Annotated in this window: 35 protein-coding genes; 3 read left to right on the forward strand and 32 right to left on the reverse strand. The window is 42.5% G+C overall.

Features of this window, described 5'->3' with window-relative positions; all coding sequences use genetic code 11:
* Positions 1-10: 10 nt before the first annotated feature.
* The 18 genes from ARCPR_RS06780 to ARCPR_RS09515 all read right to left on the reverse strand — a co-directional run bounded on the left by ARCPR_RS06780 (position 11) and on the right by ARCPR_RS09515 (position 10924).
* Positions 11-409 (reverse strand): 50S ribosomal protein L14, encoded by a 399-nt coding sequence (locus tag ARCPR_RS06780; protein WP_012940736.1) that lies wholly within the window; start codon positions 407-409, stop codon positions 11-13.
* On the reverse strand, positions 406-726 hold the full coding sequence (locus tag ARCPR_RS06785) for a 30S ribosomal protein S17 (protein WP_012940737.1): 321 nt from the start codon (positions 724-726) through the stop codon (positions 406-408). The genes ARCPR_RS06780 and ARCPR_RS06785 overlap by 4 nt, the downstream gene beginning before the upstream one ends.
* A complete protein-coding gene (gene rnp1, locus ARCPR_RS06790) occupies positions 720-1019 on the reverse strand; it encodes a ribonuclease P protein component 1 (protein WP_012940738.1) in 300 nt (99 codons plus the stop codon). Before rnp1 ends, ARCPR_RS06785 begins: the two co-directional genes overlap by 7 nt.
* Positions 1016-1213 (reverse strand): 50S ribosomal protein L29, encoded by a 198-nt coding sequence (rpmC, locus tag ARCPR_RS06795; protein WP_012940739.1) that lies wholly within the window; start codon positions 1211-1213, stop codon positions 1016-1018. Before rpmC ends, rnp1 begins: the two co-directional genes overlap by 4 nt.
* Positions 1210-1869, reverse strand: a complete 660-nt coding sequence (locus tag ARCPR_RS06800) for a 30S ribosomal protein S3 (RefSeq protein ID WP_012940740.1) — start codon at positions 1867-1869, stop codon at positions 1210-1212. Before ARCPR_RS06800 ends, rpmC begins: the two co-directional genes overlap by 4 nt.
* Position 1870: 1 nt before the next feature.
* The gene (locus ARCPR_RS06805; RefSeq protein ID WP_012940741.1) at positions 1871-2335 is read right to left on the reverse strand and encodes a 50S ribosomal protein L22; all 465 of its coding nucleotides are present in this window, start codon (positions 2333-2335) and stop codon (positions 1871-1873) included.
* Between the two features lie 6 nt (positions 2336-2341).
* Positions 2342-2743: a 30S ribosomal protein S19 gene (rpsS, locus tag ARCPR_RS09640; protein ID WP_012940742.1), complete on the reverse strand. Its 402-nt coding sequence runs from the start codon at positions 2741-2743 to the stop codon at positions 2342-2344.
* Positions 2744-2773: 30 nt separating this feature from the next.
* Positions 2774-3490: a 50S ribosomal protein L2 gene (locus ARCPR_RS09645; RefSeq protein WP_012940743.1), complete on the reverse strand. Its 717-nt coding sequence runs from the start codon at positions 3488-3490 to the stop codon at positions 2774-2776.
* Positions 3491-3500: 10 nt separating this feature from the next.
* Positions 3501-3743 (reverse strand): 50S ribosomal protein L23, encoded by a 243-nt coding sequence (locus ARCPR_RS06820; protein ID WP_048084529.1) that lies wholly within the window; start codon positions 3741-3743, stop codon positions 3501-3503.
* Positions 3737-4495, reverse strand: a complete 759-nt coding sequence (gene rpl4p, locus ARCPR_RS06825) for a 50S ribosomal protein L4 (RefSeq protein WP_012940745.1) — start codon at positions 4493-4495, stop codon at positions 3737-3739. The genes ARCPR_RS06820 and rpl4p overlap by 7 nt, the downstream gene beginning before the upstream one ends.
* Positions 4496-4500: 5 nt before the next feature.
* Positions 4501-5499 (reverse strand): 50S ribosomal protein L3, encoded by a 999-nt coding sequence (locus ARCPR_RS06830; protein ID WP_012940746.1) that lies wholly within the window; start codon positions 5497-5499, stop codon positions 4501-4503.
* Positions 5496-6260 carry a putative RNA uridine N3 methyltransferase gene (locus ARCPR_RS06835; protein WP_012940747.1) on the reverse strand — a complete coding sequence of 255 codons (765 nt, stop codon included), beginning with the start codon at positions 6258-6260 and terminating at the stop codon, positions 5496-5498. The genes ARCPR_RS06830 and ARCPR_RS06835 overlap by 4 nt, the downstream gene beginning before the upstream one ends.
* Positions 6261-6292: 32 nt before the next feature.
* Positions 6293-6943 carry a hypothetical protein gene (locus ARCPR_RS06840; protein WP_012940748.1) on the reverse strand — a complete coding sequence of 217 codons (651 nt, stop codon included), beginning with the start codon at positions 6941-6943 and terminating at the stop codon, positions 6293-6295.
* An 8-nt stretch (positions 6944-6951) separates the two neighbouring features.
* Positions 6952-7245, reverse strand: a complete 294-nt coding sequence (locus ARCPR_RS06845) for a DUF3227 domain-containing protein (protein ID WP_012940749.1) — start codon at positions 7243-7245, stop codon at positions 6952-6954.
* The gene (locus ARCPR_RS06850) at positions 7238-8572 is read right to left on the reverse strand and encodes an ATPase domain-containing protein (protein ID WP_012940750.1); all 1335 of its coding nucleotides are present in this window, start codon (positions 8570-8572) and stop codon (positions 7238-7240) included. The genes ARCPR_RS06845 and ARCPR_RS06850 overlap by 8 nt, the downstream gene beginning before the upstream one ends.
* A gap of 129 nt (positions 8573-8701) precedes the next feature.
* Positions 8702-8983 (reverse strand): helix-turn-helix domain-containing protein, encoded by a 282-nt coding sequence (locus ARCPR_RS06855; protein ID WP_012940751.1) that lies wholly within the window; start codon positions 8981-8983, stop codon positions 8702-8704.
* Between the two features lie 92 nt (positions 8984-9075).
* Positions 9076-10473: a methyl-accepting chemotaxis protein gene (locus tag ARCPR_RS06860; RefSeq protein WP_012940752.1), complete on the reverse strand. Its 1398-nt coding sequence runs from the start codon at positions 10471-10473 to the stop codon at positions 9076-9078.
* A gap of 178 nt (positions 10474-10651) precedes the next feature.
* On the reverse strand, positions 10652-10924 hold the full coding sequence (locus ARCPR_RS09515) for a winged helix-turn-helix domain-containing protein (protein WP_012940753.1): 273 nt from the start codon (positions 10922-10924) through the stop codon (positions 10652-10654).
* 108 nt (positions 10925-11032) lie between these two features.
* Between ARCPR_RS09515 and ARCPR_RS06865 the strand changes: the two genes are divergently transcribed.
* Positions 11033-11221, forward strand: a complete 189-nt coding sequence (locus ARCPR_RS06865) for a hypothetical protein (protein WP_048084531.1) — start codon at positions 11033-11035, stop codon at positions 11219-11221.
* Between the two features lie 32 nt (positions 11222-11253).
* On the forward strand, positions 11254-11694 hold the full coding sequence (locus ARCPR_RS06870; protein ID WP_048084533.1) for a PIN domain-containing protein: 441 nt from the start codon (positions 11254-11256) through the stop codon (positions 11692-11694).
* Here ARCPR_RS06870 and ARCPR_RS06875 read toward each other — a convergent pair.
* From ARCPR_RS06875 to ARCPR_RS06920, 10 genes are read right to left on the reverse strand one after another with little or no spacing between them, the layout of a single operon-like run.
* Positions 11659-12495: a CheR family methyltransferase gene (locus tag ARCPR_RS06875; RefSeq protein WP_012940756.1), complete on the reverse strand. Its 837-nt coding sequence runs from the start codon at positions 12493-12495 to the stop codon at positions 11659-11661. The genes ARCPR_RS06870 and ARCPR_RS06875 overlap by 36 nt on opposite strands.
* The gene (locus ARCPR_RS06880; RefSeq protein ID WP_012940757.1) at positions 12486-12956 is read right to left on the reverse strand and encodes a chemotaxis protein CheD; all 471 of its coding nucleotides are present in this window, start codon (positions 12954-12956) and stop codon (positions 12486-12488) included. Before ARCPR_RS06880 ends, ARCPR_RS06875 begins: the two co-directional genes overlap by 10 nt.
* Positions 12956-13552, reverse strand: a complete 597-nt coding sequence (locus ARCPR_RS06885) for a chemotaxis protein CheC (protein ID WP_012940758.1) — start codon at positions 13550-13552, stop codon at positions 12956-12958. Before ARCPR_RS06885 ends, ARCPR_RS06880 begins: the two co-directional genes overlap by 1 nt.
* A gap of 4 nt (positions 13553-13556) precedes the next feature.
* Positions 13557-15437: a chemotaxis protein CheA gene (locus tag ARCPR_RS06890; protein ID WP_012940759.1), complete on the reverse strand. Its 1881-nt coding sequence runs from the start codon at positions 15435-15437 to the stop codon at positions 13557-13559.
* A complete protein-coding gene (locus ARCPR_RS06895) occupies positions 15427-16482 on the reverse strand; it encodes a protein-glutamate methylesterase/protein-glutamine glutaminase (RefSeq protein WP_012940760.1) in 1056 nt (351 codons plus the stop codon). Before ARCPR_RS06895 ends, ARCPR_RS06890 begins: the two co-directional genes overlap by 11 nt.
* 1 nt (position 16483) lies before the next feature.
* On the reverse strand, positions 16484-16849 hold the full coding sequence (locus ARCPR_RS06900; protein ID WP_012940761.1) for a response regulator: 366 nt from the start codon (positions 16847-16849) through the stop codon (positions 16484-16486).
* A 6-nt stretch (positions 16850-16855) separates the two neighbouring features.
* A complete protein-coding gene (locus ARCPR_RS06905; RefSeq protein WP_012940762.1) occupies positions 16856-17662 on the reverse strand; it encodes a CheF family chemotaxis protein in 807 nt (268 codons plus the stop codon).
* Positions 17663-17664: 2 nt separating this feature from the next.
* Complete coding sequence (locus tag ARCPR_RS06910) at positions 17665-18132, reverse strand: chemotaxis protein CheW (RefSeq protein WP_012940763.1); 468 nt, start codon at positions 18130-18132, stop codon at positions 17665-17667.
* Positions 18133-18179: 47 nt separating this feature from the next.
* Positions 18180-20957, reverse strand: a complete 2778-nt coding sequence (locus tag ARCPR_RS06915; protein WP_012940764.1) for a methyl-accepting chemotaxis protein — start codon at positions 20955-20957, stop codon at positions 18180-18182.
* The gene (locus ARCPR_RS06920; protein ID WP_012940765.1) at positions 20944-21561 is read right to left on the reverse strand and encodes a hypothetical protein; all 618 of its coding nucleotides are present in this window, start codon (positions 21559-21561) and stop codon (positions 20944-20946) included. The genes ARCPR_RS06915 and ARCPR_RS06920 overlap by 14 nt, the downstream gene beginning before the upstream one ends.
* 156 nt (positions 21562-21717) lie before the next feature.
* On the opposite strand from ARCPR_RS06920, the gene ARCPR_RS09795 reads away from it, so the two are divergent.
* Positions 21718-21882 (forward strand): hypothetical protein, encoded by a 165-nt coding sequence (locus ARCPR_RS09795; RefSeq protein ID WP_012940766.1) that lies wholly within the window; start codon positions 21718-21720, stop codon positions 21880-21882.
* On the opposite strand, the gene ARCPR_RS06930 is transcribed toward ARCPR_RS09795, so the two are convergent.
* Genes ARCPR_RS06930 through ARCPR_RS06945 form a run of 4 tightly spaced genes read right to left on the reverse strand, consistent with a single transcriptional unit; the run spans position 21879 to position 26678 of the window.
* On the reverse strand, positions 21879-22520 hold the full coding sequence (locus ARCPR_RS06930; RefSeq protein WP_012940767.1) for a hypothetical protein: 642 nt from the start codon (positions 22518-22520) through the stop codon (positions 21879-21881). The genes ARCPR_RS09795 and ARCPR_RS06930 overlap by 4 nt on opposite strands.
* A gap of 6 nt (positions 22521-22526) precedes the next feature.
* Positions 22527-23159, reverse strand: coding sequence for a DUF4352 domain-containing protein (locus ARCPR_RS06935; RefSeq protein WP_012940768.1), 633 nt, complete (start codon positions 23157-23159; stop codon positions 22527-22529).
* 1 nt (position 23160) lies between these two features.
* Positions 23161-24789, reverse strand: a complete 1629-nt coding sequence (gene flaJ, locus ARCPR_RS06940; protein ID WP_012940769.1) for an archaellar assembly protein FlaJ — start codon at positions 24787-24789, stop codon at positions 23161-23163.
* Between the two features lie 5 nt (positions 24790-24794).
* Positions 24795-26678, reverse strand: a complete 1884-nt coding sequence (locus ARCPR_RS06945; protein ID WP_012940770.1) for a type II/IV secretion system ATPase subunit — start codon at positions 26676-26678, stop codon at positions 24795-24797.
* Between the last annotated feature and the right edge of the window lie 31 nt (positions 26679-26709).

Here is a 26709-nt window from a genome sequence, read left to right on the forward strand (position 1 = left end):
TTACACCACCTCACACAACTATCGTCGCTATCGATCCTATCTTTGGAAATCTTTCAGCAGCTTCCCTCGCAACTGGCCCTCTTATCTCAGTTCCCTTTGGATTGCCCTTCGGATCGACTATCACAGCAGCGTTGTCTTCAAATTTCACGCGAGTTCCATCTGGCCTTCTGAACTCCTTTCTCTGTCTTATTATCACAGCGTAGTGTACCTGCTTTCTTATATCGGGTGTTCCCTTCTTAACTGTAACAACGACCATGTCTCCAACACCAGCCGCTGGATACCTCCTCCTAACACCCTTGTATCCTATCACGGCTATGATCTCAAGCTCCCTTGCACCTGTGTTATCCGCACATACCAACCTTGCCCCAGTAGGTAAGGCTCGAGGAACGCAAGACTTTATCGCCTTCATCTTACCACCTCCACTATGACGAAGCTCTTAGTCTTGCTAATTGGTCTGCATTCCGCTATGACAACGGTATCTCCCGGCTTTGCGTTTATGCACGGTGGGTTGTGAGCGTGAATTTTCGACCTTCTCTTGAGATATCTCTCGTACTTCGGCACGTATCGTATGAGCTCTCTCTCAATCACAGCAGTTTTTTCGTAAGTCTTAACAACTTTTCCAGTGAGGATCTGCCCTCTAACTCTAAGATCACCGTGGAACGGGCAATTCTTATCGTTACATTCCCTCTCAGGAGGCTTCACGTCAATACCTATATCCTTCACCATATCCACACACCCTTCGCTCTTTTTAACAACATCAAACCTCTCTTTATCCTCTCCTCAGGTCTGAAGTTGATCAAATCACCGCTCACGTCCAACACCTTTCCAGCGAACTTGACCCTAAAGGTTCTACCTCTCTTAATCACGGTTTTTAAACCTTTTTCCGTGGAAATCTTGAGCGTGTTCTTCGTCTCATCAACCACTTTACCCCTTATTCCTACCTCGCAGGGGTTTGGAGATCTCACAACTTCAACTTCCAAACCAATCCACTCGTGAGCGATGACAAATTCTGGTCTCATACCCTGTAACCCTCTTCTCTCAAAGCCAGCTTTATCCTCGCAATGTCCTTCCTTATGTTCCTGATAGCCATCGGATTTTCAAGCCCAGCACCGCTCCTCTTCTTAGTTCTAAGCTTTAGAAGTTCAAGTTCGAGCTCCTTAAGCTTCTTCAGCTTCTCCTCCCTGCTCATCTTTCTTATTTCATCCATTTTCATTGTGCAACCCCTCCCTCAGCCTCCTCCATAACTTTCTTCTTTATCTCTTCAAGCTCCTCTTTGCCGACTTCCTTGATCTTGAATTCGTCTGGCAATTCGACGTCTGGTGGAATTATTTTGACACTGACACCGTAAACTCCCAACTTTTTGATAGCAATGTCAAATCCCTTGTCAACCAACTCATAAGCTGGGTCACCGGTGTGAACTATCGTTCCAGCCGTAAACTTCTCAGTTCTTGCCCTCTCACTGACGAGCTTACCGCTTATTTCAATCTGGCAACCTTTAGCTCCAGCCTCCATTATTCTGTAGAGGAATCTGTATCCAGCTCTCCTGAAGTACCATCCCCTCTCCAAAGCTCTCGCCAGAAGTGTGGCCATAAGCTGTGCGTTGAATTCTGGCCTCTTAACTTCATCAACACTCAACTGTGGATTGTCCAAACCGAACTCCTTTAGCTTCTCCTGAAGGATCTTTATTCTTCTTCCTCCTCTACCAATGACCAATCCTGGCCTTTCTACAAACAAGCTAACCTGCGTTCCGAGAGGAGTTCTGACTATATCGACTCCTCCAAATCCAGCGTTCTTTACTTCCTCCTTGAGCCACTCTTTAACCTTGAGCTTGATCAGCCTGTCCCTTATGAACTTCCTCTCAACCGCCATATCACTCCACCTCCTCAGCTACGAATTCCACCGTAGTTAACTGCTGGAACCAAGGCGTAGCCCTTCCAAAGGCTCTTGGAACGTATTTCTTAATCTTTCTACCCATCTTTGCCTGTGCGTGGACTATTACGAGCTTATCAACATCCAAACCCTTGTATTCGGCATTAGCCTCCAAGTTCTTCAAAATCTTGAGGATGTATCTGCAAGCCTTTTGCGGATACCTCCCAGCGTACCACTTCTCCAGCCCGCTCTTGTGAGCGACCTTCTTCTTGTACCTCTTGAAAGGAATCGGCCTCTTCAAAGCTATCACTTCTTCCAAGAGCTTCTTAGCCTCAGCGATCTTCCTGCCTTTGATGAATCTGCAGATCTCAACGGCATGCTTGAAGCTTATTGGCATCTCGTAGCCCATTGCTTTCACAGCCTTTGTTTCATCCGCAGGCTGGTAAGAGTATTTGATCCTCGCCATAGGGCATCACTTCAGTGGCACGAATTTACTACTCCTCGTAGCTCCAACTCCTGGACCTGAGTGCTTCTCGAACCTCCTTGTCAACGCGAATTCACCCAGTCTGTGCCCTATCATCTCTGGTTTGATCTCGACTCTGACAAACTCCTTTCCGTTGTGGACGAAGATTACCTTGCCGACCATCTCTGGTAAAACAATCATATCCCTGCAGTGAGTTCTAGCAGTTCCCTTCTTTCTCAACTTTCTCAAAAGCTTTAGCTCCTGCTCTGTAAATCCTCTCTTTATCTTCCTTCTCTCTCTTGCTGGTAAAAGCTCGGCTAACTGCTCAAGACTCATCTTCTGCAATTCTTCTAACGTGTAACCGCGATACCTGAACTCCTTCGGTCTTGTTACCTTACTCTTCAGCGCCATACCCAACACCTCATGAAATGGATATAAAAGTCATTTCCTGATACCAGTCCTTCTCGCAGCAATGCTACCAACCTTCCTTCCTGGAGGAGCCCTCCTACTGACCGTCTTAGGTCTTCCTACGTGCTGATGCTTACCTCCACCGAACGGGTGATCAACAGCATTCATTGCAACTCCTCTAACCCTCGGCCATTTAGCCGCTTTACTCTTCATCTTGTGATATTTCTTTCCAGCCTTAACGAAGGGCTTATCCGTTCTACCTCCACCAGCAACTATTCCGATTGTAGCTCTGCATTTGGGATCGAACCACTTGAGCTTTCCAGACGGCATTTGGACTAGAACTCTGTCCTCTTCATGTGCAACAACAATTGCGTAAGTACCACTGGCCCTTGCAAACTTACCTCCATCTCCGGGCTGATTCTCAATGTTACAGACGTAAGTTCCCTCTGGAATGTTCTTGAGGTAAGTTGTGTTACCGGGCCTGATTTCTACGTTATCTCCAGCTTGAATCACGTCTCCGATACCAATGCCCTCGACAGCCAAAACGTATTCTTTTCTGCCATCTGGCAACTTCACCAGAGCTACTGGCCCATTTCTTGCAGGATCGTGCTGAATGTCTACAACCTCAGCTGTGATAGTTTCACCTGGCCTGAACCTGAGATGTTTTATCTCAGCCCTGTACTTGTGTGAAGGAGCAGTATATGTGGGGGTTCCCTTTCCTCTATTCTGTGAAATTATACGCTTACCCATTTACACCACCTCAGAACACACCCAACTTCGAAAGGATCTCTTCAGCTGAGCCCGTCTTCAGCTTGATGTAAGCCTTCTTTTCGCCCTTTGGAGTTATCAATGTGTTTACCTTCTCAACCTCAACACCAAACAGCCTTTCAATTTCCCTCTTAATGTCCGGCTTTCTGGCTCTGATATCGACTATAGCTGTGAGTATGTTCTTGTCCAGCAGGCTTACAGCCTTTTCCGTAACCAAGAAGCATTTGATCAGCATAACCATCCCCTCAGATATTCTATTGCTGATTTGGTCCAAACAGTAAGTCTTCCAGCAACGCAACCCGGTGCGAGTAATTCGACGTTCAAATCTTTAACCAAAACAGCATCGACACCCGGCAGGTTTTTAGCAGCCTTGATAACTCCATCATCTTTACCAACGACTAGCAGTACACTCCTCTTCATTACGTACCTTCTTCCTCTCATCTTACCCTTTCCAGCCCTAACCCTCTTAGTCTCTTTAGCCCTCTCTACATCCGCGTAGACTCCGATTGCCTTGAAGATCTCAGCAACCTCCTTAGTCTTCTTAATCGATTCTATGTCGTCAACCACTATCTTCGGCAACTCTCCCTCGAATACGTGATTTCTAGCCTTAACCAATTCAGGGTTTGCTGTTGCAGCAATTGCAGACATCAAAGCCTTCCTTTTCTCCTTCTTGTTTATCTTCTCGGCCCACTTCTTCTGAACCTTCGGTGGATGCGCCCTTCTACCTCCAACAGCCTGAGGGACAACTACAGCCCTGCTACCTATCTTCCATCTTGGAACTCTTGCATAGCCGTATCCGGGTCCCCAGTTTTCCCATGCGTAATCAACTCCAGCCAAAGGATTCGTTCCGTAAGGCTGTCTCCTGTGAGATTGAATTGCTAGGACTGCCCTCTTGATTATGTCTGGCCTGAACTCAGTCTCAAATACCTTAGGAAGCTCTATTTCCTCAACGATTTCTCCCTTGAGGTTCAAAACCTTACCAATCATCGCGATCACCTACCCTGCTTTGATTTCGTGCTGATATACACGACATTTATTCCCTCATAGGTGTATCTCGGAGGTCTTATTGCATCTCTCATCCTTATAAGCCTCTTAACTGGCCCGGGAACACTACCTGAAACTAAAACATAGTCGCTTCTAATGACACCATAATGGACGAAACCACCCTCAGGAGTTATCTCCTCGCCGTTCTCTCCTATCTTAATTATCCTCTTATTGTATTCCGTTCTCTGGTGGAATCCCATCTGTCCCGCTTGAGGAACAGTCCATCTTACTCTATGCGGAGTCCATGGGCCAAGTGTTCCAACTCTCCTGTGCTTACTGCTTCTTGCATGCTTTGCATCCAGAGTGATTACTCCCCACCTCTTTACTGGTCCCTGGAATCCCTTACCCTTCGTTATGGCAATGACATCGATGAATGCTCCCTCCTGAAATACTTCGGAAACTCTTATTTCCTTTCCAAGCTTTGATATGGCGTAATCCAGAACTGCGTTAATGTCTGAGCCTCCAACTTTATATTCCATAACATCTGGTGTCTTTGAAGGAACTCCCGTTATCAAATAGGGCTGTGTGTAAGTAATCAGCCTGACTTCGGCAATGTTTTCAACATTCTTAAGGGATTCAACATCTGTGTTTATCTTCTTTGGCAAGGGCAATCTTCTGCTTAGATGTTCGTCAAGCTCGGTCGTCCATACTTCTTTTGCAATCTGCAGACCGTACATTGTGTTCTTGTAGACTCTTATCCCAGCAACTTTCATGGGAGGACACTCTAGTACTGTAACTGGGACAACTATCTCCTCTCCATATGTTGGAGAGTTCTTCCTGTCGTCAATCATTATTACGTGAGTCATTCCAGCCTTGTATCCTGCAAATCCAAGTAGCTTGGGCTCTCCCTCGTAGTCCGGCCAGCTCCTTATTCTTGGGATTACGTCCTTCGCCCTCTTTCTCGGGCTAAATGCCAAAGAACCTCTTCTCGGTCTGCTATACTTCATTCAACCCACCTCACGTAATTAACTATTGCTAGAGTAGCGTAGATAGCCTCCTCTAACCTTACAGTCTCAACACCCTGCATGGGTATCGTGTTCCAACATCTCGCATCCGTATCGATTCCCAACCTCCTCATTATCTCGAACACCCCTTCTTCAGGACTTCCAAACACGAGTGTTACATCCTTTAGGGACTTTATCTCCTCTATTTTTGGCACCTTACATTTCCTCGAAGTTAGTACCACATTTTCCTTGCTGAGCACGTCCTTTAGCTCAGCTATCCTTACCTTGTATCCCCAATATTCCTCAGGCTTAGCCTCTTCAACTACCAACGGATTCGTCGAACAGACCCTGACGGTGACACGGGCACCCCTCTTGGCCTTGCTCTTAAGGGGTGCCAGGGCCTTTACACCTATATCGACCCACCGTGTCCCGTCAGGACCAACCCTTACTACGACCCCTTCCCTCACCTCACCGACTTTTAAGCGTTTCGGCTTATGAGAGGGAATTTTAAGGGGTGGCAAAACTCCAGCGTATTTCAGCGTTTCCTTTATAGGAATGTACTTTCGAAGGTATTGCGGAGTTTCTGCATACTCCAAAACATCCTTTATGAACTGGGACTCGTTGAGCTTAGGATCTCGGTAAATTATTATTTCCCCGACTCTAAAAATTGCACAGGCTCTCGCAATTAACCCTACTTTAAAAGTCTTTATCTTCGGGTCGTTCTCGTTTATTAAAGCTGATGATGGGATTGCCACAGAGATCATTCGTAGTGTGTAGATAGAGCTGTTAAAATCATTCACTCCCCATACCAAACTATCTCATTTTCAACAATATCGTAATACCACTTTTTGAGGTTGTATTCGGGGAATATCGATCTTATAATCGTCGCACATCTTCTCAGTCTGGTGTCCACTTTCTCGACGTTTAACCTGATTATATTTAACGAGAACGTGTACATCATCTGATTTACTTGAGGGGAGAATATCGCCCCGTTAAACACGGAAACTATTTTCAGGTTATTATTATATTTCATGAGGTTTGCAACCCTCGGGAAGAGATCCAAAAGAAATTTCTCTGAGAACACTATTGCGTAGAAATCCAGACCAAGAACTACGGCCAGTGTTTTCTTCGTAATATCGCTTAAAGTTTTGCTGAGTCTTCCAGCTATAAGCGGAGCGGATCCGCCAGGATCTCTAGTATTTTTAGATAAAATTTGCACGACATCTACATCTTTTAAGAGTTCCGTATCTCTTAAAACTCTCTCTAAATAATCGATGAAAGTTAGATGAGCATCCATGAAAGAAACGAGAACAACTCTATCGAACTCTGGCTTAACCTCTTGGAGATACCTGTACACAAACATTTCAACTTCGCTACCTACCTCGTATTCTACAAGCGATGGTGATAATCTCTTCGAAGACTCGATAAATATCTGAAGAGGGTTCATAACCCCACTCAAAGCAGTCTTAGGATCTCTACTGCCTTTTCAAGAATATCTATATCCTCTTCTACTTCCAGTAACTTCTTCACTTCATCAACTATGAGCATTTCGAGTAGTCTACCGCTGTACTCCCCAAAGAGCCTGTTCACCAGCTCCTTAAATCTCTTTGGATCTCTATAGGCGAGTTCAAATCCCGCATTCGCTTGCATTTTCAAGTGAATTTCGAGTATTTTCTCTAAAGCTGGATTCGCTCTCCTCGTAGCGTTTCTGACCGCTCTAATCATCACTTCTTCAGGATTGCTAATCACTTATTTCCACCCCCTTCGAAGTTATGTCAAATTTGTAAATCTTCCTCGCGTGATTTGAAGCTCTCGACTTAAGTATGAGCATCTTTTTGACCATTCTACCATCCTCAAAATCGTATCCGAGGAGTATGATGTTATCGGCAAGTGTACTCAATCCCGTTGGAGGTAAACATTCAATTCCTCCCTCCATATTCATCGTAAGAATAGTTGCAATTTGATTATTTTTGACGGCCAGCTGAAGATATCTCACCATTTTCGATAGCTCTACCCTGTCCATGTGCTCCTCGAGAGCAGTATAGCTGTCTATGACAAGGGCAACTGGTTTCTCATTCTCGATTATCTCCTTCAGCTTGACGAATATACTTACGGGACTTTCAGATTCTGGAACTATCGATATTATATTCAACCTATCTTTCACCGATTCGTACTTCATACCGTAGTTGTTCATACTTCTAAGTATATCCCCAACAGATTCCTCAAGGGTTACAAAAACTGCTCTGTGCCCTCTTAGGGCGTTTGTATACACAAAGTGAAGTCCAAAAGTTGTCTTTCCAGTTCCAGTCTGCCCGGCAATAACTGTTATTGAACCCTTGTAAAAACCACCATCTGTTAACACGTCCAACTTTGCAATGCCAGTCGTAACCCTCTCCCTAGTTACAACTTCGGTTCTTTCAAGCTCTGGCACTTCGAAAAGCTCTATACCTTTGTCAGTTATCGCATACTCGTACTGTGGTTTCTCTATTTTTCTCCTTCTCATCTTGGGAATTTCCATTACCCTTCTATAGTGTTCACCGTACTTGATGTATCTGAGGATTATGACACCATCAACTACGAATTCCTCAACACCAAATCCTAACTCCTCTTTACCCATCGGCTTCTCAGCTACAAGTAGTGCAACTGCACCTATGCTCTTTACTAAGGTTCCTAAAGATGCATGAAGGAAAGACCTAACAGCATCCGGACTCATTAGAGATGTCAGAGCTGTTATGGAATCAATTACTATCAAATCAGGCTTAAAATTGAATATTTCCTCTGTTATCAGCTTTAGCTGAGCCTCTAAAGCTTCTCTACCAACCGTAAACAAATCTACGAACTTAAACTTAGATTCATCTATTTCCCAACCGAATCCTTCGATTGTTCCAAAGTAATCTTCCTTGGGTTCGTTAAGTGATACAAACAACACTTTTTTACCCTTCTTGATTTCGTTTATCGCGATTGCAGAAACAAGCGTGGTCTTTCCCGTTCCCGGTTCTCCTGCGATGAGAATCATCGAACCTCTTGGGAATCCGCCGGGAATTATTCTTGTGAGAAGGTAATCTGTTGAGGGCATAGCAACACTTCGCTCTAAAATATTTAAATGTATCTTAATGTGCGGGCCGTCCGTATCGGGCTCTCATTCAATCGAACCCGACCCCTAACGACCCTACTGGAATAGTTTAAAAAGTGATAAAAAGTTTACTCAACAATATTTAACAGCTAAAATAGATACGAGTCTTCTACCAGTTTCTGTTAACGTGTACTTGTCCTCATTCTTCTCAACAACATTGAGTTGCATTAAAGCTTTCAAATGCCTGTCAAGAATTCCGGGATTCAACTTCGTTTTAAACATCAATTGGGAGAATCTCATAGGATTTTTTTCCAAGCTAAACAGAATGGAGCTGACGCCATTTCTTGAAACAACCTTAAGCAGCTTCTGTTGCTTATCGTTGACGACGCTTTTAGCCATAACGCCCGCCAACATAACGACCTCCTCCTTAGAATTGTTACTATAATTATCATAGTAATGCGCTATTTATAGGTTTCGATTTAAAAATGTATAGAGTCATAAATATTTTAAAAGGTAAACTTGTCGTCTATGATCTTTAGAGTCTTCTCTGCCGACTGGTAGGTTTGTTCAATGCTAGCGGTAATCTGCTGAACCGCAGCAGTCTGTTCTTCAATTGCTGCGGATGTTTCTTCAGCAGATGCTGCTGACTCCTCAGCGGTTGATGCAACCTCATCTATCAATCTAGCAATCTGTTCCACCCTCGAAAGTCCCTTATCCGCATGTGCTACTATCTCATCCATCTTCCGCTTTATGTCTTTGACTAGCCTGCTTATTTCATTATTCATCTCCAAAGCGGATACAACGCTCTTAGATCCCTTTTCGGATTCCTCGTAAGCTCTATGAGTAGCTTCGGTGACTCTTTGAGTCTCAGACAGTATTCTCTTAACGATTTCATTTATTTCCTCAGTGCTCTTTCTAGATTCTTCTGCCAGTTTTCTGATTTCATCTGCCACTACTGCAAATCCCCTTCCGTACTCCCCAGCCCTAGCAGCTTCTATAGCAGCATTCAACGCTAACAAATTAGTCTGATCCGCTATCGACTTTATCCTTTCCGTTATCTTATCTATGTTCTCTGCGGCTTCATTGAGTCCTTCCACTATCTTAACAACGGTATTCATCTCACTGATTATCCTGTTCAAATTCGCCTGTGCCTCCTTACTTCCTTTCTCAACAAGGTCTGCAATTTCAGCCGCTTTGGTTGCGAAATCTGCAGAATCCTTAGCCTCTTTTGTCAGAGCCTTTATGTTTTCGACAACATCCTTAGCTTTCGCTGCAGCTTCGTTTGCGGTCTTGGATAAGTTCGCTGCCCCCTGAGCCATCTGCTGCGATGCAGAACTTATCTGCTCCATTCCAGCGTTTATCTGACTTATCGCTTCTCTAATTTGCTGAACACCAGAAATGTTCTCTTCTGCTATTCTTTTCATTTCTCCTATAAACGATCTCAGATTTCTACCGAGCTCCTCAAGAGCGTTGGCAAACTCTGCGAATTCTCCCTCCATTTTAACATCCTCGCTAACGGAACTCGTAAAGTCTCCAGAACTGTAGCGTTTTACTACTTCTATTCCCTCCCTGATCGGAATAACTATTGAATCCGTCAGTTTGTTTATGTTTTCAACGAGTTTTGCAAAATCTCCATACGCTCTAACACTTGCTTTGACGTTGAGGTTACCTCTTGAAGCAAGTTCGGCAACCCTAGCAATCTCAGAGAACAGATTTCTCATGTCATCTATGAAAGAATTGAACTCTCGAAAAACTGCGGCAACTTCTCCATCATACTTGTCCTCCGGCAACTTTACGCTGAAATCTCCCCTCTTTAGTCTATATATTGCCTCCGCAAGCTCTCTGAATACCTCGTTGTCTTTTGATTCTGTTATCTCCTTGTGTAACAACTCCATATCCTCCATTAACTAACACCTCGTCATTATTACTATTACAATTTGCTATTACAATTTCGTAAAACAGAAAATAACATTTTCGTTTAACATTGTAATTTGAATTTAGAAATCAATATGAGAAATAAAAATAATAAAAGCAGAAAATAGTAAAGCAATTAGTAAAACAATAATGAACCGATTGGAAACATCATTCATCTAAGACTTCAAATACCTTCTCAATTCTGCTGAAGAGCTCTACCCCCTTCTCTGTTACTACATACCTACCATCATACTTCTTGACGGCACCAATCTCCATGAGATGTCTTATGTACCTGCTCAGAACACTTGGATTCATTCTCAGACTTAACATAAGTTCAGTAAAGCATAATCCCTCTCGAAACTTCTTCAGAATAAGGAGGATCTTCACCGTATTGGGATGAAACACAATCTTACATCTCTTCAGCTTATGCTCTAATTCCATACAATATCGTAGTGTGCTTATAGATATAAACATATCGGTTTTACGAATATAGTTTTACAAAAAGGCTTTACAAAGAGTTAAATATTGCTTATGGCAAATATAAGTCTAATGAAAAGCGAAAGAAAAGATGCAATTGTGTGTATACGAATTCCGAGGTCTTTAAAGACTGAGATGAATAAGTTGGATATAAACTGGAGTGAATACTTGAGAGGTGTTATTGAAAGCAAGGTTAGAATGGAAAAGATCAAGAAGACTTGGAAGGAGATAGAGAAAATCAGAGAATCTCTTACACTTTAAACTGTTTTGGAAGTGATAATCTAAACCTAAACATGAGTGGTGAAAAATTCATGATTGCAGACTTAAACTTGGTTAGAAGTTGGATATTTGATAAAAATAAAAAAGCTTCTATATTAAAAGAAATGATGGAGAATGGTGAAATACCTCTTATGATACCCGAAACTATCAAGTTTGAAATTTGTAGAGCAATATTAGGATTAAAAGCACCCGTAGACGTTCTAAAAAGGTTAGTTGAGCTTGTAACAGAATATATTGAGTTTTTCACAATCAAAGTCGACGGACAAGTGTTATCCGAAGCTGTAGAAATCTACAAGAACTTAAAGAATGTCGATTTTGCAACTGCCGTTTGCCTTGCAACTGCAAAAAATCTTAGAAAAGCTTGCATCACTACAGACCACAAACTGGCTGATTACTTGAGAGAGAACGGATACAACGTATTAACTGTGGATGAGGTAATCCATACTCTTAAGTGAGATTTTCCTGTAAACTTTTTCCTTCAGACTGACGCATTCAAATTTATCTTTAAATCCCATTGGTAGTGTTTCGCTTTTCCCTATTATGAGGTATCCTCCATCCACCAACGCATCGTAGAAGTCTTGCACAACCTTAACCTTCTGCTTCTCACTGAAGTATATCATAACGTTTCTGCAGAATATTACATCAAAATACCTTGATACAGGTTTCTCGGTAGTTAGATCGTGCTTCTTGAATCTGATATACCTCTTTAGGAATCTCTTAACCCTGTATCCATCTTCCTCCTTATCAAAATACTTCCTTACGATATCGGCTCTCAAGTTTTTGAGCTGACTCGCTCTGTAAAATCCCTCCTTGGCAATCTCTAAGCATTTTTCATCTATATCAGTTGCATATATTGACAGGTTCCACCCCCTCCCAAGAGCTTCCAACGTACATATGGCGATGCTGTAGGGTTCCTCACCGCAAGAACATCCGGCACTCCAGAAACGTAGAATGTTGCTGCCCACCTTTCTCTTTTTCTCCGCTATTGTCGGTAGTATGACTTTCATGAAGTATTCAAAGGGTGTTTTGTCTCTCATGAACTCAGTAACGTTTATCGTTATCGTATCTATCAGTCTTTTCACCTCATCGTGACCGTTGAGTCTCAAATACCTCAAGTACTGCTCGAAGGTCTGAAATCCAAGTATCTTCATTCGAAGTTCTACCCTTCTCTTTAGGTAACTCTCCCTGTACCTACTCAAATCTACTCCCGATAGCCTGCTTACGTAGTTCATCAAAGCCTTGAAAGTTAGATCCATATACTGACACCGTTGCTATACCTTACCAACATCTTGCCATCGATTACGTAGAAGTAGACACTCCTACCAATCGAACCTCCGACATCTTCCGAAACCAGTCTTATCCCAAAATTCTCCAACTGCTTCTTTACAACATCTACATTCCTATCTCCTATTCTCAGGTTCTCGTGTGTCATATGCTTAAATATCTGTGCTCCTCCGGCCATCTTTGCAATTAAGTTCCTCCTCCTAGCACCCAATCGTTCCATAGACTCGACCATAATCTCTATAGCCTGATCAGCGTATTTGGCAGATCTTTTCAAGCCGTTAGATTGGGGTAGCACAACATGAGCTAAGCCACCTACCTTTGCAATGGGATCGTAGAGGGCCACACCCACACAAGAGCCCAATCCTATTGTCTTCAAGATGAAATTCCCCTTCGCCACCCTGAACTCACCTATCCCTACCAGAAGCTCTGACATCATTCCACCATGCTAATCATTCTCGCGATGTATCCCATGAAATTCTCACTTGGTAAGAGTAGAATCTCTATGTTGACAACCCCATCCTCATCTTTGAGTTCAGTGTCGAATATAACAACGTGGTCACCTTTTGTAGCCAGTTGAGCAAGTAAGGCATCGAGTATTGCTACGGAATAATCTTTTGCAAAGCTGGGTGGAGTTGGAATTAACATTGTTCCCAGCATCTCTGCCATGGCATCGCAGAAAGATGATGATAAAATGTTTCCTATCTCCATCAGTGCGGATTCTATCATATCCCCATCAAGCATCATCATTTCAGCTATCCTCTTTTCCGTTTCCTCTGGAAAGACTACGTAAAGATAACCAGTTTCACCGTTTTCCAAATCGTTTAAACCCGTAACTACTCCAGAAACAATCTTGCTTACATCGATCACTTCGTGTATTTTCGAAATTTCTACAACTCTAACCATTGGTACACTCATTTCTACAGTCTTTCCGAGCATTTGAGATAGGGATGTGGCCGCATGCCCAGCACCAATATTACCCAATTCTCTTAAAGCTTCAAGCTCCAAGTCACTCAAACTACCTAAATCCATGTTTTCACCTCCCGAGAAGGGTCGAAACATCTATAATTGGCACAACTCTACCATCCCCAAGTATTGTGATACCACTAAACCCCCTAACCTTGGACAAGAAACTCGTCAGAGGCTTTATAACTATCTCTAGCTGATCGGTTATGGCATCCGCTATCAGAGCGATTCTATCTCCCTCTCTTTCAACTATTATGCCTACTTCCCTCTCAGCCTTTCCGTTCTTAATATTGAATAGTTCTCTAAGCCTGAATGCCGGTATGAGGTTGTTTCTAACATACAAGAAAGGTGTTCCATGAAGCACCTTGTAGTTTTCCTCCGTAACATAGATAGCTTCGACAACACTTGATAGAGGTATAGCAAAGTCTTCATTCCCAACCCTTATGAGTAATGCCTTCGTAATTGCTACAGTAGGAGGAAGCGTTATTACAATTTTAGTTCCCTTACCCTTTTCGGAGTAGATTTTAACATTTCCACCGAGCTTTTCAACTCTAGTCTTCACGACATCCATTCCAACTCCTCTTCCAGAAACTTCGGTAGCTTTGTCCTTCGTAGAGAATCCTGGAGCAAATATCAACATCTTTATTTCATCTTCACTCATACTCTCCGCTTCTGCCGGAGTTATCAAGCCTTTTTCTATCGCTTTTTTCTTGACCTTTTCAACGTCTATCCCTCTTCCGTCATCCTCAATCTCTATGACCACGTTGTTCTTCTCTCTCCTAGCGCTCAAAACAATCTTACCAACTTCGCTCTTTCCAGCCTTCTTTCTCTCCTCTGGAGTTTCTATACCGTGATCGACAGCGTTTCTTATGATGTGTATCAGTGGATCCGTTATCTCATCCAAAACTGTTCTATCAAGCTCGGTGTCCTGACCCTCAATTATTAATTCTACCTTCTTACCCAGTTTCCTCGCAAGATCTCTAACCATTCTTGGGAACTTACTAAATACTCTTTCAACTTTAACCATTCTTATACGCATTATCTCGTCCTGCAGGCTCGTGATTGCTTTGTCCATTACAGAAACTGCTTCTTTAAGCTCCGGAATGTCGTAATCTTGGGCAATCTGAATTAATCTACCCTTACCTATAACAAGCTCACCAACAAGGTTCATTATCGTGTCCAACTGCTCTATGTTCACTCTGATGCTCTCATTCTTTCTCAGTTTCTCTTCTTTCATTTGCTCTTTCACCACTGGTTTTTCGACTTTCTTTTCGATTCTCTGCTGTTTAATTTCGACGATGTCAAAACGTTCTACCTCACCGACTTTGCTCATTACATCCTCAACTGCCTTCCTATCTCCTTTAACGTAAATGCTGAATGTACCGTCAAAATCGTCACTGTCCATAGCATCCTCGTCTGGATCTACTCCAATAACCTCACACACATCTTTTAGGGATTCAAGAATAAGCGTAGCTCTAACACTCTTCATCACGCAGTCATCCGCAAGCTTAACATCTACCCTTAAATTAGCATTATCGAACGGTTTTGATTCTTTTTTCTCACATTTACTACTTCTAACTTCGCCTATTATACTTTCCAGTGAAGAAATAACTTCATCGATATCAACATCATCGTTATCTTCACTCTCTATCTTCTCAACAATTTCTTCGATTTTATCGACCGCTTTGAGCATTACATCTATCAAATCTTCAGTAACATTCACAACGCCGTCTCTAACCTTTCCCATTGCACTCTCAAGCCTGTGACAGAGCAACTCAAGTTTCTTATAACCCATGAAACCCGCCATGCCTTTAATCGTGTGGGCAACTCTGAAGATCTCGTTTAAGGCTTCTAAATCACCCTTTTCAACTTTTATGAAGTTCTGATTCATGACATCTATGTACTCCTTAACCTCTTGCAGGAATTCCTGCTTGTACTCACTAAGATCCATTGCATATCACCTCCACAAACTTAACAATCTGCTCCGCAATCTCATAGAGTGGTTTTACTACATCTACAGCTCCGAGGTCTATCGCAGCCTTTGGCATCCCAAAAACGACACAAGTGTCTTCACTGCAGGCAATAGTCATCCCACCAGCACTTTTTATCAGTTTCATGCCCATTGCTCCATCGTTCCCCATCCCGGTCAGAATTACACCGACAACGTTCGATCCATAAGCTTCGACAACAGATTCAGCTGTAACGTCTACAGAAGGTTTCACAGCGTTAACCGGCTCACCATCGAAGACCTTTATCCTTACAATACCTAAAGCCCTTCTTACCTTCATGTGTCTGCCACCGGGAGCTATGTAAACTACGCCTTTCCTAACTCTCTCGTTGTTTTCAGCCTCCTTGACCTCAAGTTCCGAAATGGAGTTCAGTCTTTCTGCAAGCTGTTGCGTGAAGTTTGGTGGCATATGCTGAACGACAAAGATCGGTGCAGGAATGTCTGAAGGTAAACGAGGTATTATCTGCTCGAGTGCTGAAGGTCCGCCAGTTGATGAACCTATCAGAACACACAGCTCAACGTTACAACCTCTCCAATTTCCCTTAACAACACCACCCCTGAACTTCTTAAGGTTCTGCAACCTCAATACGTTTGAAGGAACAGTTGCTACAGCCCTAACCTTTTTTATCAGTTCATCTGCCACCTTAGAAATGTCTATCAGAACACCATCAGGCTTTGGAACAAAATCTACAGCACCAAGCTTCAAAGCTTCAAAAGTTTCCTTGGCATCTTCCTTTGTATAGGAGCTAAACATGAGGACTGGTGTAGGCTTCTTCTCCATTATGTGTTTTAAAGCAGTTAAACCATCCATTACTGGCATTTTAACATCTAAGATTACGACATCCGGCTCGAGCTCAAGTGTCTTCTCCACAGCCTCCTTTCCATTTTTTGCAGTTCCAACTACCTCTATATCTCCAGCTTCTCTAAGTATTTCGGTAACCGCCAACCTTACAAATGCAGAATCGTCTACAACCAATACCCTTGTCATACTAGCTCATACCTAAAACCCTCTTAGCCTCCTCAATGACCTTCTGAGCTTGGAAGGGCTTGACTATATATCCCTTAGCTCCAAGCTTTATCGCAGCCTTTACTATCTTCTCCTGCCCCACGGCTGTACACATTATAACCTTAGCATTTGGATCTATCTGCTTTATAGCCTTCAAAGCCTCTATTCCGTTCATCTCAGGCATTACTATGTCGAGCATAACTAAATCCGGCTTTAGCTGTTTATACATCTCTACCGCTTGCTTCCCGTTCTCAGCTTCACCTACTATATCAAAACCTCCAGAGAACAGGATATTCCTAAGTAGTTTTCTCATGAAAGCTGTATCATCCACTATCAAAACTCTCGGCAAAACTCATCACCTCCCCTTCTTCATCAACTCATTAACTAACGCAACTCCTTTTGGAGTAAGCTGAAGCTCCTTCCTAACCTTAACAACCTTAGCCAAACCCAAATTTACCAGTCTGTCAAAGTAGTTGTTCAGTTCTTCGGTCGTTATACCTAGTATAGACTCAATATCTACGGAACTAAGTCCGGAGTACAGCATCATTGCAATCTGCTCTTCAACCTCGGATAACTTCGCCTTCGGCTTGGCCTTATCTATCAACCTGTTAAGATAGTTCTCGAGCATTTCAAGTGTCGTTTCTGGGCAGAGTATGTAGCTTGTAACCACCTCTCCATTTTCAACGTGTCCTACAACGAGGACTACTCTTTCCTTTCCACCTACAGTTCTAATATCCTTGCCGACACTACCCAAGTTGCTGAAAGGAATTCTGATCTGCTTTTTTGGAGATAAAAACCATATCGCCTCATCCGTTATACTCAGATACCCTTTCTCCCACTTTGCATCCTTAACAACGACTCCTCCAACCGTAGCTGGTGAAAGAAAGTAGACTGCAAACCTGTCGGATTTTAGGTTGAAGGCCAAGTACTTGAATATCTGGTCGACTATCTTCTCTGGAAAGCTGATTATGATGTCTCTATCTTTCTTGATCCTTATAGCCTTCTTACCTTCAACTACCACCCTTTCCAAGTCCTCGATTTCCCTAAGATTTACTCTTGAATTTCCAAATGAAATACTCCGATCTGTAATGACTACTTCAACAGTTCTCCAACCATCCTCAAAAAGCTCTGCCGGTGTTTTTAACAGTACTTTCTCCGCCATACCTACACCTTAATACCCTCTATTTCTTCCTCGCTCAGAACCTTGTTGAGGTCTATCAGTATTAGAAGTCCATCCGGCAGCTTCCCAACACCTTTGAGAAACTTAGCTTCACTTCTAGATGTAACAATGCTTGGCAGAGGCTCTATGTCGTCTGAAGTGAGGTATTTTACCTCGTTAACAGTGTCAACCATCATACCTATGACTGCATCGTTGTACTCGACAACTATTATCCTCGTATCGTTGTCAATTTCCTTCGGTGGCAAGCCGAACCTCTTTCTAAGGTTTATTATCGTCGTGATTTGTCCTCTAAGATTTATCACACCCTCAACGAAATCTGGGGCGTTTGGAATTCTCGTTATTTTTGTCGGTCTTATGATCTCTCTAACTTGGGTTATATCAACACCGTACCTTTCCTCCCCCAAAGAGAAGACTATTACCTGTATAGTTTCACCACCCTTCAAAGCCTGCACATCAACCACCCCCTTTCGCCATAATTATATTATATGAAAATATAAAATCAATTTTTGTTATCTCTGCTTAACTTTCCTCCGTTGGTCATTGTTTCAGCAGGCTTTAGATTTAGTTCATTTTCAAGGTGTAACTCGAAGCTTTCGAGAATTGAGTTCATTACGTCTCTAGCTATCTCGTTGACTTTCTTCATAGCCATACTAACCTGCTGGACCGCAGCAGTCTGTTCTTCGATGGCAGCAGAAGTCTCCTCGCTACTTGCAGCGTTCTCTTCTGCGGTTGCTGCTACATCTTCAAAGTTCTTGGCAATCTGTTCTATCTTCTTGAGACCCTCTTCAGCTTTCTCAGAAACTTCCTTAAGCATCTCGCTTATCCTGTTAACAGCCACAGCAATTTCTTCTGCCTTATTCAATGCATTCTCTATATCCTTACTACCATCCGTAGCACTCGTTCTAACCCTGTTTATAGCGTCAATAACCTTCTTTGTCTCTTCTTGCACCCTTGTTACTATTTCATTTATTTCCTCAGTACTCTTTCTAGATTCTTCTGCCAGTTTTCTGATTTCATCTGCCACTACTGCAAATCCCCTTCCGTACTCCCCAGCCCTAGCAGCTTCTATAGCAGCATTCAACGCTAACAAATTAGTCTGATCCGCTATCGACTTTATCCTTTCCGTTACTTTCCCTATGTTCCTTACCGCTTGCCCAAGAGACTCAACTATTGAAACGGCCTTTCCTATTTCGTCCATGACATGTCCTAACATCTCTAAAGCCCTGCTTCCGAGTTCTCTCGACTCCTCCGCACTCTGTGAAGCTTTAACAGCAAATTCGGAAGATGACTTTGCTGCTTCGTCTAAGCTTCTAAATATCTCTTCAGCAGACTTTATTTCAACCATCGACGTATTTGCCAGTTTACTTAGATTCTCACTGCCAGTTGCAATCTGCTGCGATGCTGAACTTATCTGCTCCATCCCAGCATTTATTTGATTCACAGCATCACTGGCTTCCTTAATCTGATCTATCGTAGCCTTCATTCCATCTGCAAGATTATATACTACTTCTCTCAACCTTTCAGCGAATCTGTTGAAGATATCAACAGTCTCTTCAAATCTCTCCGCTATCTCAACTCCCTCAATCCTTTCTGGCTTCTCAAGTCTTACATCTACATTTCCAGCTTCAAGCTCTCTTATTCCATAGGTGAGTAGCTCAAGGGCGTTGTTTGTATAGCTGAGAATCTTCTGAAGCTCCTCCTCCTTTTTCTTAGTCTCTGTTATATCTGTGAAAATATCTACGACACCGACGATCTTTCCATTATCGTAGATAGGTACACAGGATACGAGCACAGGAATTTCCCTACCATCCTTTGTCTCCGTCGTGGCAAACTTGTTTAAGATGGGTTTACCCGTCTCAAGAACTTCATCTATCAGAGTTCTCCTCCTTCTAGTCTCAAATATTTCATTAAGCTTTAACCCGATCACGTCATCTACACGCTCAAATCCCGCAAGTTTGGCTACTTCTTCGTTTGCATACTTAATCCTTCCATTCTCATCCGCATAGAGGATGTATGCCGGGAATGGTATACTCTCAAAGATCCTTTTAATGAAGTTCTCCCTCTTCTTAACTTCTGTAACGTCCGTGAATACAACTATAGACCCGATGTACTCTCCATCCACATAGACGGGAGATACTGAGAACCTTACAGGAATCTCTCTATCTTCCAATTTCAATGTTGCTTCAACATCTCTTAGCTCCAATTTTCCTTCAACAGCTCTGCCTATGACTGTTTTGGCCGTTCCTTCGATTTCGAGATCGCACTCAATGTCTACAAGTTCGCTCATTCTCTTGCCAACCAATCTCGTTGGAGATTCGAATCCAAACAGCTTAGCGGTATCTCTGTTTGCATATGTAATCCTCCTATCTATATCGAGAACGAGGATGTACGTCGGATGGGGTATAGATTCGAATAATGCGTTTACGGTTTTGAACAGTTCTCTTATCTGTTCTTCCCTTTCCTTTATCTCCGAAATGTCTACAAACGTTTCAACGTGAGATCCAGTAAAGTTACCATCCAAGTCCAAGATTGGTAGTGCATCTATAAGCACATCGAGCTCTCCATCTTTGACCTTAGATTCAACTTGTTCTATTTTCTCCATTGTCCTTCTAAGGACGTTCTTCCTACAGTTTTTGGACTTACAAACATCACTCCTGACAACGTCGTAGCACTTCTTACCTAGCACATCATCAACCTTCTCAAATCCGAACATTTTGACGAACTTCTCGTTTGCAAATACAATGTTGAATTTCTTGTCGGATATCATTATAGGCACTGGCACCGATTTCAAAGTCTCTTCAAGCTCCCAAACCTTTTCAGATAGGTTGTGATAGTCTGTTATGTCTTTAATCGCTAGAATTACCAAATCTTTGGCGGGTTGTGCAGAGACCTCTACATGTTTCAACGCGCCATTGAACTCCAAAACCTTTTTGGCACCTTTAACTGTTTTTCCCGCTCTCGCGTCTCTAACTATATCTTCCAATTCCTTTAAGATGTCTGCATATCCATCTCCAATTGTTTCTCTGGCCTTCTCGTTTAGATCGACAACCCTTCTTTCCTTATCGACAATTAAAACTGGATCGGGAACAACGTTCAAAACAGCTTTGAGCTCATCTTTTAGGTAACTTACTTCATTCTGGATTTTCTCAATCTTCTCATTCAAACCATTAAGCTCCGATCGCAATTTCACCACCTCTTCACCTTTCTCAATCAGTTCTTTCAAGCGTTCGAATTCTTCATCACCAAAAACATCCGGAAGCTCGTCAAAACCCTTCATCGTAGCCCACCCTCCTATCCAATACAAAAGTGTTCGATATTACCGCCACACCTCCCTTAATTGAAAATTTCAGTGATGCCTTGTACATTCTGTAAGAAATATAGGTATCCTTGCTCTCTGAAATCTCTACGTAAAAGTCGTGAAAGGGCTGGAGTTTATCTGCCAGTTCCCTTGTAAAAAGAGTTGTTATGAACAGGTTGTCCCCGCTAAAGCCTATTAAAGCTTCGATAGCCTTGTTCACATCGTAACCGTAGATTTTTAAAAAATCCATGCCAAAAGAGATCACAATCTTCTTGTCAACATTTAAAGCACGCATAAACGCAGATACGTCACTTTGAGTGTTCAAATGGTCCACAACGTTAATGTATTCGCATTTCTTCGTAGTGAACAAAGCAATTGCATCGCCCGAGATTGGAAAGCCATACTTTTTGCCGAAATGATTGATCCTTTCAACTGCAGCGTCTGTCCAAAGTATCCAGAAAAGGTCACCGTAATTCTCTGATATCCATCGGGCAATTCCGAGAAAGCTGTACATATCTGGGAATAGCATTAGTATTCTATCCCCTCCCTCCGCTAGTTTGAACACTGTCTTTATTATATCCACTATTCAACACCCCCAACAATCATGAGTATTATGCTTATTTGATGACTACTTAAGATAAGATTTTCGTTGAAGAATAGAATTACAAGAAAGTGAATGCAAAACTGTAATTATACTAAGATCGGAAAATCCTTAAATCGCCAGAATCTAACAGTTCTCATGGATATGATGGACGTAAGCCTTACAGCGTTAACCGTATTCTCTGCTGTGATGCTTGTTTATGAATGGATGTCCTTGTACAACAACGTCGATTACGGAGTCATGTTCTTTGCGGGATTGCTAGCAGGAACTCTGTCAGCACTCATAATAAAGGGAAGAAGTTAACTCCTCTTCTTAATGCTCTTCAACCTCTCTAAAACCTCCACTAACTCGGATTGCAACTCGTTTACGTCAAATTTCTGACCCTTCAAGTCCCTTAGTAGATCTATTTCCTCCTCTTCCTCAACCGCAACCTCCTTTGCGAGAGACTCTATCAAGTCGTCCTTTTCATCGAACTCTACACCCTCCACATCATCTCCGGATTCTTCATTTTCCTCTTCCCCAAGCTTGAATTCGGAGTCTATATCTTCAGTATCTATTTCAAGATCGGAGTTTACGCTTAGATCGGGTAGCTCAGGAATTTCTGGTTTAGATTCCTCTTCGTTTTCAGTTTCTTCACTACTCTTTAAACTACTTGCAGTCTCCATCTCCTCCAAAAGATCTTCTTCAACTTTCACCTTCTCGGACGACTCTTCCACTACCTTCTCGACATTCTTATCTACACCAGAAGACACTACCTCCTCAAGCTTCTCATCTATCTCCTTCATCTTCTCCTCAACCCCCTTTCTCCTAATGAATGAAAACTTCAAGGATGGCAACGATGGCAACTTCAAATGGCCTTGTCCCTTCAATTTGTTAAAAAACATGGGAATCCCCAACGCAACAGCCGTAAACGCCACCCCCAAAGCTATTGTGCCCTCCATACCACATCACCCCACAACCCAAACAGCCCATTTATTTCTAAACAGGTTAAAGAAGGAACGGAAATCTGCCAAGGACTCAAAGCAGTAGGCTATCTTAAATTTCGTCTCATTCTCTGGGACTGTAAAAACTATTACTCCTTCGACCTTTTCCCCTTTCTTAAGCTCCTTTAAGTCGAGAGCGTTCTGGAAAGAGTGAGTGAGTACGCTGTAGGAGTATACGTTTTTGTGCGAATCTACAACGATGAAGTCGTGCGCTGTTGGATAAATTGTCTTGTTCCCATTGTTTGCTATTCTCACATAAACTACCATGAATTTGGCGCCCTCGCTGGCCACACCGTAATATCTATCGATGGGATTGAATTCTCTAAATTCTTTCAGATCTTTTGAAAATTTTACATTTACGACTGTAACATTCACTCCCTCATACTCTGCAGATTCTCCTACATTCAAAACGATCTCAGCATTAGAATAACCTTCATTTCCACCTATATTGATGCCTGTAAGATTTGCAAGTTCGTTTAAATTACTAATATTAAAATCACTAATGTTGGCTATACTGAGGTTGGGAATGTTTGGTACGTCAATTTTTCCAACGCATCCGCACATGATCAAAGCTAAGATAATAACAATCCTCCTCACCTCAACCACCCTCCAAGAAGGATGGTATCGAGAATATCCAATCAACCATTGGAGGCACAACTATCATGAGTAATCCAGATGTAATCATTAAAATACTACCGTAGAAGTACAGGAAGTAGTTTGCACCACCCTTGACAACTTTCATGGCAAGTGTATTTGCTAGGATTAGAATCAATGAGATTATAAGGGAATACTTTCCTATAAGTTCGAGAGGAAGGCTACCAAACAATCCCAAGTTGAGTCCGGTAACGGGAACTCTGTTGAGGACATCTGTAGTACTGCCGATTGTTGCCATCTGAGACGCGAACATCATCGAAACCAAAGTTGTGAATCTGTTCAGAATTCTCGTTATGAAGAGCAGCAGACCAACCATTGAGATGTGTAATGGAATAACGAGATTGACAAAACCACTTGCTATTAAGCCCCTTTTAAGCCTTAGGAGAACCATTTCGAGATTTGAGGAGCTTACTATCTCACCTATAGCATCCGTATCTCCACCCATATCCGCAGCATCTACAAATATCTTCGTCAGTTTGTGGATAAGGTAGCTACCGCTTTCACCCATAAATTTCTCCCACGATAATCTGTGATCCAAACCCATAGAGAGTCTTCTGTAAAGTTTGGTAACCAGATCTTTCAATTCACTCAAGTTCTTTTGATCTATCCTACTCAAGGCTTCCGCTACAGATACACCGGCACCAGCAACTATAGAACCTACACTTCTAATGAACGCTGTGTACGCTTCATCTCTCTTAGTAATCTTTTTGTCGTCTATCCACCCAAAAATGCCCAGAGGTAGCAGAATTATTCCACTTAAAACCAACCCCAGTCCCTTCATATCGATTCCCAACAGTTTCGCCTCTGGATTGAATATGGTAGGTACAACTGAAAACATGATGATTACAAAGAAGGAGATAGGCAGTAGTACCTTCTGCAATCTGGCAATTATCATCTGCTCTACAGACTTTATACTTAGATCGTGCGTCTTGGCATCTTTAGGGGACGACTTGTACAGCATGAAAACTCCAAAAAGTGAGAATGCCAAGCTTGCAAATGCTGAACCTATTAAGGATAGTACGGGATTTGTGCTACTGTATATCGTTACAGCCAAAAGTACGACGATTGATATAAGGGTGGTCGAAACGAGTATGGATACGTAAGCATCGGTCCACTTTCTCAAACTCTCGAGATTTCTCTGATACTCGTCCTTTCTAATCGTCTTGAAAACTTTCCATTCGTTCTCTAAAACTTCCCTATCAGGCTCTCCGGCTTCAATAGCATTCGCAAGCCTGTTAAACAACTTTTTTACTCTCTCATGCCTTATAGTTTCTGCGACAAGTTTGCATGCGGTTGCGTAATCGTAGTGCCAGTTCTTAGTTAGATTTACAACCTTCTTGAAGTACTTGCTAGGAGCGTAATCTGTGCTTGCAGCCATTTCGAATATCTTGTCTCTACTGAGTTGTGCTGTGGAAAGAGAAGCCATATACGTAAGTATAAACAGAAGATCGTTGTCCATGTACTTGTTCTCCCTAAACTCTTTCAGCTTGTCAAGTACTTTCTTTACAAATCCAATTTCAAAGATTTTTCCAAATCCCAAATTCAACTTAACGTTTTTAGTTACGAAACTCATGAACATCACATCTTTATCTTAAGCAATCCGCTCTTCTGAATCTTGGCTATCGCCTTGAACAGTTCGTAGAAGTCGGTAATACCTTGGTCATGAAGCTTTTTGAGAATCTTTGCTCTCTTTTCGACCTCTCTGTATATCAGCTTCTTCTTGCTGGGTGGTATTCCCAAACGGGTTGCGATCTTGTGTTCTAAGAGGTATGAGCTTCCATATCCTGTGAAAACGTGTGTATCTGTTGCAGGGTCCCACTGAAAGACTTCAACGAAAGAAACTCCTCCTCTCTTAGGATCGTAACCAACAATCTCGTTCACACTTAAAACCCTTCTAACGAGCTTTCCATCCGGTCTCCTTACCGCACTCTGTATCACGACGAAGTTAAGGTTATCTATGAAGGTCTTTGGGACGTTTATCGGTGGAGCTGTAAGCCTTTGAATCAATTTCTCAACTGTAGCAGCGTGGAATGTCGCCATGACTGGGTGTCCAGTCTGCATAGCCTGAAACGCTATGTTACCCTCTACACCTCTAATCTCACCGACAAGTATGTAGTTTGGTCTCTGTCTCAGAGCTGCTTTAAGCAGATCAAACATCGTCACTTCGCTACCACTTCCTTCTCCAAGATTTCCTCCTCTCGTTGAACCCCTTGTAACCTCTCTCGTCCAGTTCTTATGAGGGACTTGGAGTTCAGGAGTATCCTCTATAGAGACAACTTTAGCTTCTGGTCTTATGAACGTAGTTATGGCATTCAGAAGGGTTGTCTTACCACTTGCAGTCTCACCACATATAAACCCACTCATTCCCTCAGATATCAGCAACCATAGATAGCCAGCTACCATGTAATCAAGTGTTCCAAACTCTATAAGCTGCAGAACGCTGAAGGGAGTCTCATTGAACTTTCTGATCGTGAAGTTGCTACCGTTCTTGCTTATGTCGGTTCCGTAGACTATGTTAATTCTCGAACCATCAGGCAACGTTGCATCCACTATCGGATCTTTGTAAGTTACGGGCTTTCCTATTCTCTCCGCAAGCTTTATTACAAATTTATTCAGAGTTTCCTCATCGCTAAACTCGATGACACTTTTCAAACCCTTGAATATCTTATGCTCGATGAATATAGGCCCCAAACCGCTACAGGATATGTCTTCAATGTACTTGTCCCTTATGTAAGGCTCAAGTATTCCCAAACCGACCTTATCCCTTATCAGGGCGTACTCCAAAGCTTTGTACTGCTGTCTAGTAACGAATAACTTATCCCCATCTCCATTCTTCTTGTTAAAGAGGAAAAGCTTTGATAAAAAGCTAAGCTTGGGTTTCTTACCGTTACCATTCCCGTTGCTAACGGCTGACTTAATCTCTTCATCAATCTCTCTACCATCAACTATGATGCATATCTCCTTCAAAGCTTCCTTCAAAACTCTCTTCTTCTCTTCCTCATCCTCAGGATCAAAATCCACATCCGCTAGATAGTCTACAAGCCTTATTTCCACTTCCTTCAAAAGTTCATCAACACCGGTCAGAAGTGTTGGTTCTATGGGTATGTAGTAGTTTCTGACATCGTTCTTATCGGGGAATATGTGGATGTATATCTGCTCGTCCGCCGGATATATTAAGTTGGGATTTTCGAGATCTCCATGCTTCTTTCTGTCGAGCTTTGGAACAAATTTTGGAATTCCAACCTTGTCGAGCGGTAATATGTGGAGATATTCAAGAAGGTGAAGGTTCTTTTCAACCTCCCTCTTCATTTCCTTAGGCAGTAGCCTGTAGATTCCGCAGCTCTTCAGATTGATGTGATCGTGCTCCTCGAACTTTCTTGGTTTAAATGGGAGATTGGCAACTACCCCTTTCACCTCCTTGGGTTTCAAACTCTTCTCGAGTCTCTGTACCGCTGTTGCCATCTCTGCTCACCTTGTCATTATCTTTATGATA

The sequence above is a fragment of the Archaeoglobus profundus DSM 5631 genome, from assembly GCF_000025285.1.
GTDB lineage: Archaea > Halobacteriota > Archaeoglobi > Archaeoglobales > Archaeoglobaceae > Archaeoglobus_B > Archaeoglobus_B profundus.

Excerpts from the sequence above, each read along its gene's own strand:
- ARCPR_RS06895 (WP_012940760.1), bottom strand. The coding sequence starts at position 16,482 with ATGACAAGGGTATTGGTTGTAGACGATTCTGCATTTGTAAGGTTGGCG.
- ARCPR_RS09515 (WP_012940753.1), bottom strand. The coding sequence starts at position 10,924 with ATGGAATTAGAGCATAAGCTGAAGAGATGTAAGATTGTGTTTCATCCC.
- rpl4p (WP_012940745.1), bottom strand. The coding sequence starts at position 4,495 with ATGATTGGTAAGGTTTTGAACCTCAAGGGAGAAATCGTTGAGGAAATA.
- ARCPR_RS06820 (WP_048084529.1), bottom strand. The coding sequence starts at position 3,743 with ATGCTGATCAAATGCTTCTTGGTTACGGAAAAGGCTGTAAGCCTGCTG.
- ARCPR_RS06905 (WP_012940762.1), bottom strand. The coding sequence starts at position 17,662 with ATGGCGGAGAAAGTACTGTTAAAAACACCGGCAGAGCTTTTTGAGGAT.
- ARCPR_RS06850 (WP_012940750.1), bottom strand. The coding sequence starts at position 8,572 with ATGCCCTCAACAGATTACCTTCTCACAAGAATAATTCCCGGCGGATTC.
- ARCPR_RS06780 (WP_012940736.1), bottom strand. The coding sequence starts at position 409 with ATGAAGGCGATAAAGTCTTGCGTTCCTCGAGCCTTACCTACTGGGGCA.
- ARCPR_RS06835 (WP_012940747.1), bottom strand. The coding sequence starts at position 6,260 with ATGATCTCTGTGGCAATCCCATCATCAGCTTTAATAAACGAGAACGAC.
- rpmC (WP_012940739.1), bottom strand. The coding sequence starts at position 1,213 with ATGAAAATGGATGAAATAAGAAAGATGAGCAGGGAGGAGAAGCTGAAG.
- rnp1 (WP_012940738.1), bottom strand. The coding sequence starts at position 1,019 with ATGAGACCAGAATTTGTCATCGCTCACGAGTGGATTGGTTTGGAAGTT.
- ARCPR_RS06890 (WP_012940759.1), bottom strand. The coding sequence starts at position 15,437 with ATGGATCTTAGTGAGTACAAGCAGGAATTCCTGCAAGAGGTTAAGGAG.
- ARCPR_RS06840 (WP_012940748.1), bottom strand. The coding sequence starts at position 6,943 with ATGAACCCTCTTCAGATATTTATCGAGTCTTCGAAGAGATTATCACCA.
- ARCPR_RS06870 (WP_048084533.1), top strand. The coding sequence starts at position 11,254 with ATGAGTGGTGAAAAATTCATGATTGCAGACTTAAACTTGGTTAGAAGT.
- ARCPR_RS06785 (WP_012940737.1), bottom strand. The coding sequence starts at position 726 with ATGGTGAAGGATATAGGTATTGACGTGAAGCCTCCTGAGAGGGAATGT.
- ARCPR_RS06945 (WP_012940770.1), bottom strand. The coding sequence starts at position 26,678 with ATGGCAACAGCGGTACAGAGACTCGAGAAGAGTTTGAAACCCAAGGAG.
- ARCPR_RS09645 (WP_012940743.1), bottom strand. The coding sequence starts at position 3,490 with ATGGGTAAGCGTATAATTTCACAGAATAGAGGAAAGGGAACCCCCACA.
- ARCPR_RS06885 (WP_012940758.1), bottom strand. The coding sequence starts at position 13,552 with ATGGATTTAGGTAGTTTGAGTGACTTGGAGCTTGAAGCTTTAAGAGAA.
- ARCPR_RS06830 (WP_012940746.1), bottom strand. The coding sequence starts at position 5,499 with ATGAAGTATAGCAGACCGAGAAGAGGTTCTTTGGCATTTAGCCCGAGA.
- rpsS (WP_012940742.1), bottom strand. The coding sequence starts at position 2,743 with ATGGCGCTGAAGAGTAAGGTAACAAGACCGAAGGAGTTCAGGTATCGC.
- ARCPR_RS09795 (WP_012940766.1), top strand. The coding sequence starts at position 21,718 with ATGGATATGATGGACGTAAGCCTTACAGCGTTAACCGTATTCTCTGCT.
- ARCPR_RS06930 (WP_012940767.1), bottom strand. The coding sequence starts at position 22,520 with ATGGAGGGCACAATAGCTTTGGGGGTGGCGTTTACGGCTGTTGCGTTG.
- ARCPR_RS06860 (WP_012940752.1), bottom strand. The coding sequence starts at position 10,473 with ATGGAGGATATGGAGTTGTTACACAAGGAGATAACAGAATCAAAAGAC.
- ARCPR_RS06855 (WP_012940751.1), bottom strand. The coding sequence starts at position 8,983 with ATGTTGGCGGGCGTTATGGCTAAAAGCGTCGTCAACGATAAGCAACAG.
- ARCPR_RS06805 (WP_012940741.1), bottom strand. The coding sequence starts at position 2,335 with ATGGCGAGGATCAAATACTCTTACCAGCCTGCGGATGAAACAAAGGCT.
- ARCPR_RS06875 (WP_012940756.1), bottom strand. The coding sequence starts at position 12,495 with ATGGATCTAACTTTCAAGGCTTTGATGAACTACGTAAGCAGGCTATCG.
- ARCPR_RS06865 (WP_048084531.1), top strand. The coding sequence starts at position 11,033 with ATGAAAAGCGAAAGAAAAGATGCAATTGTGTGTATACGAATTCCGAGG.
- flaJ (WP_012940769.1), bottom strand. The coding sequence starts at position 24,789 with ATGAGTTTCGTAACTAAAAACGTTAAGTTGAATTTGGGATTTGGAAAA.
- ARCPR_RS06915 (WP_012940764.1), bottom strand. The coding sequence starts at position 20,957 with ATGAAGGGTTTTGACGAGCTTCCGGATGTTTTTGGTGATGAAGAATTC.
- ARCPR_RS06880 (WP_012940757.1), bottom strand. The coding sequence starts at position 12,956 with ATGTCAGAGCTTCTGGTAGGGATAGGTGAGTTCAGGGTGGCGAAGGGG.
- ARCPR_RS06800 (WP_012940740.1), bottom strand. The coding sequence starts at position 1,869 with ATGGCGGTTGAGAGGAAGTTCATAAGGGACAGGCTGATCAAGCTCAAG.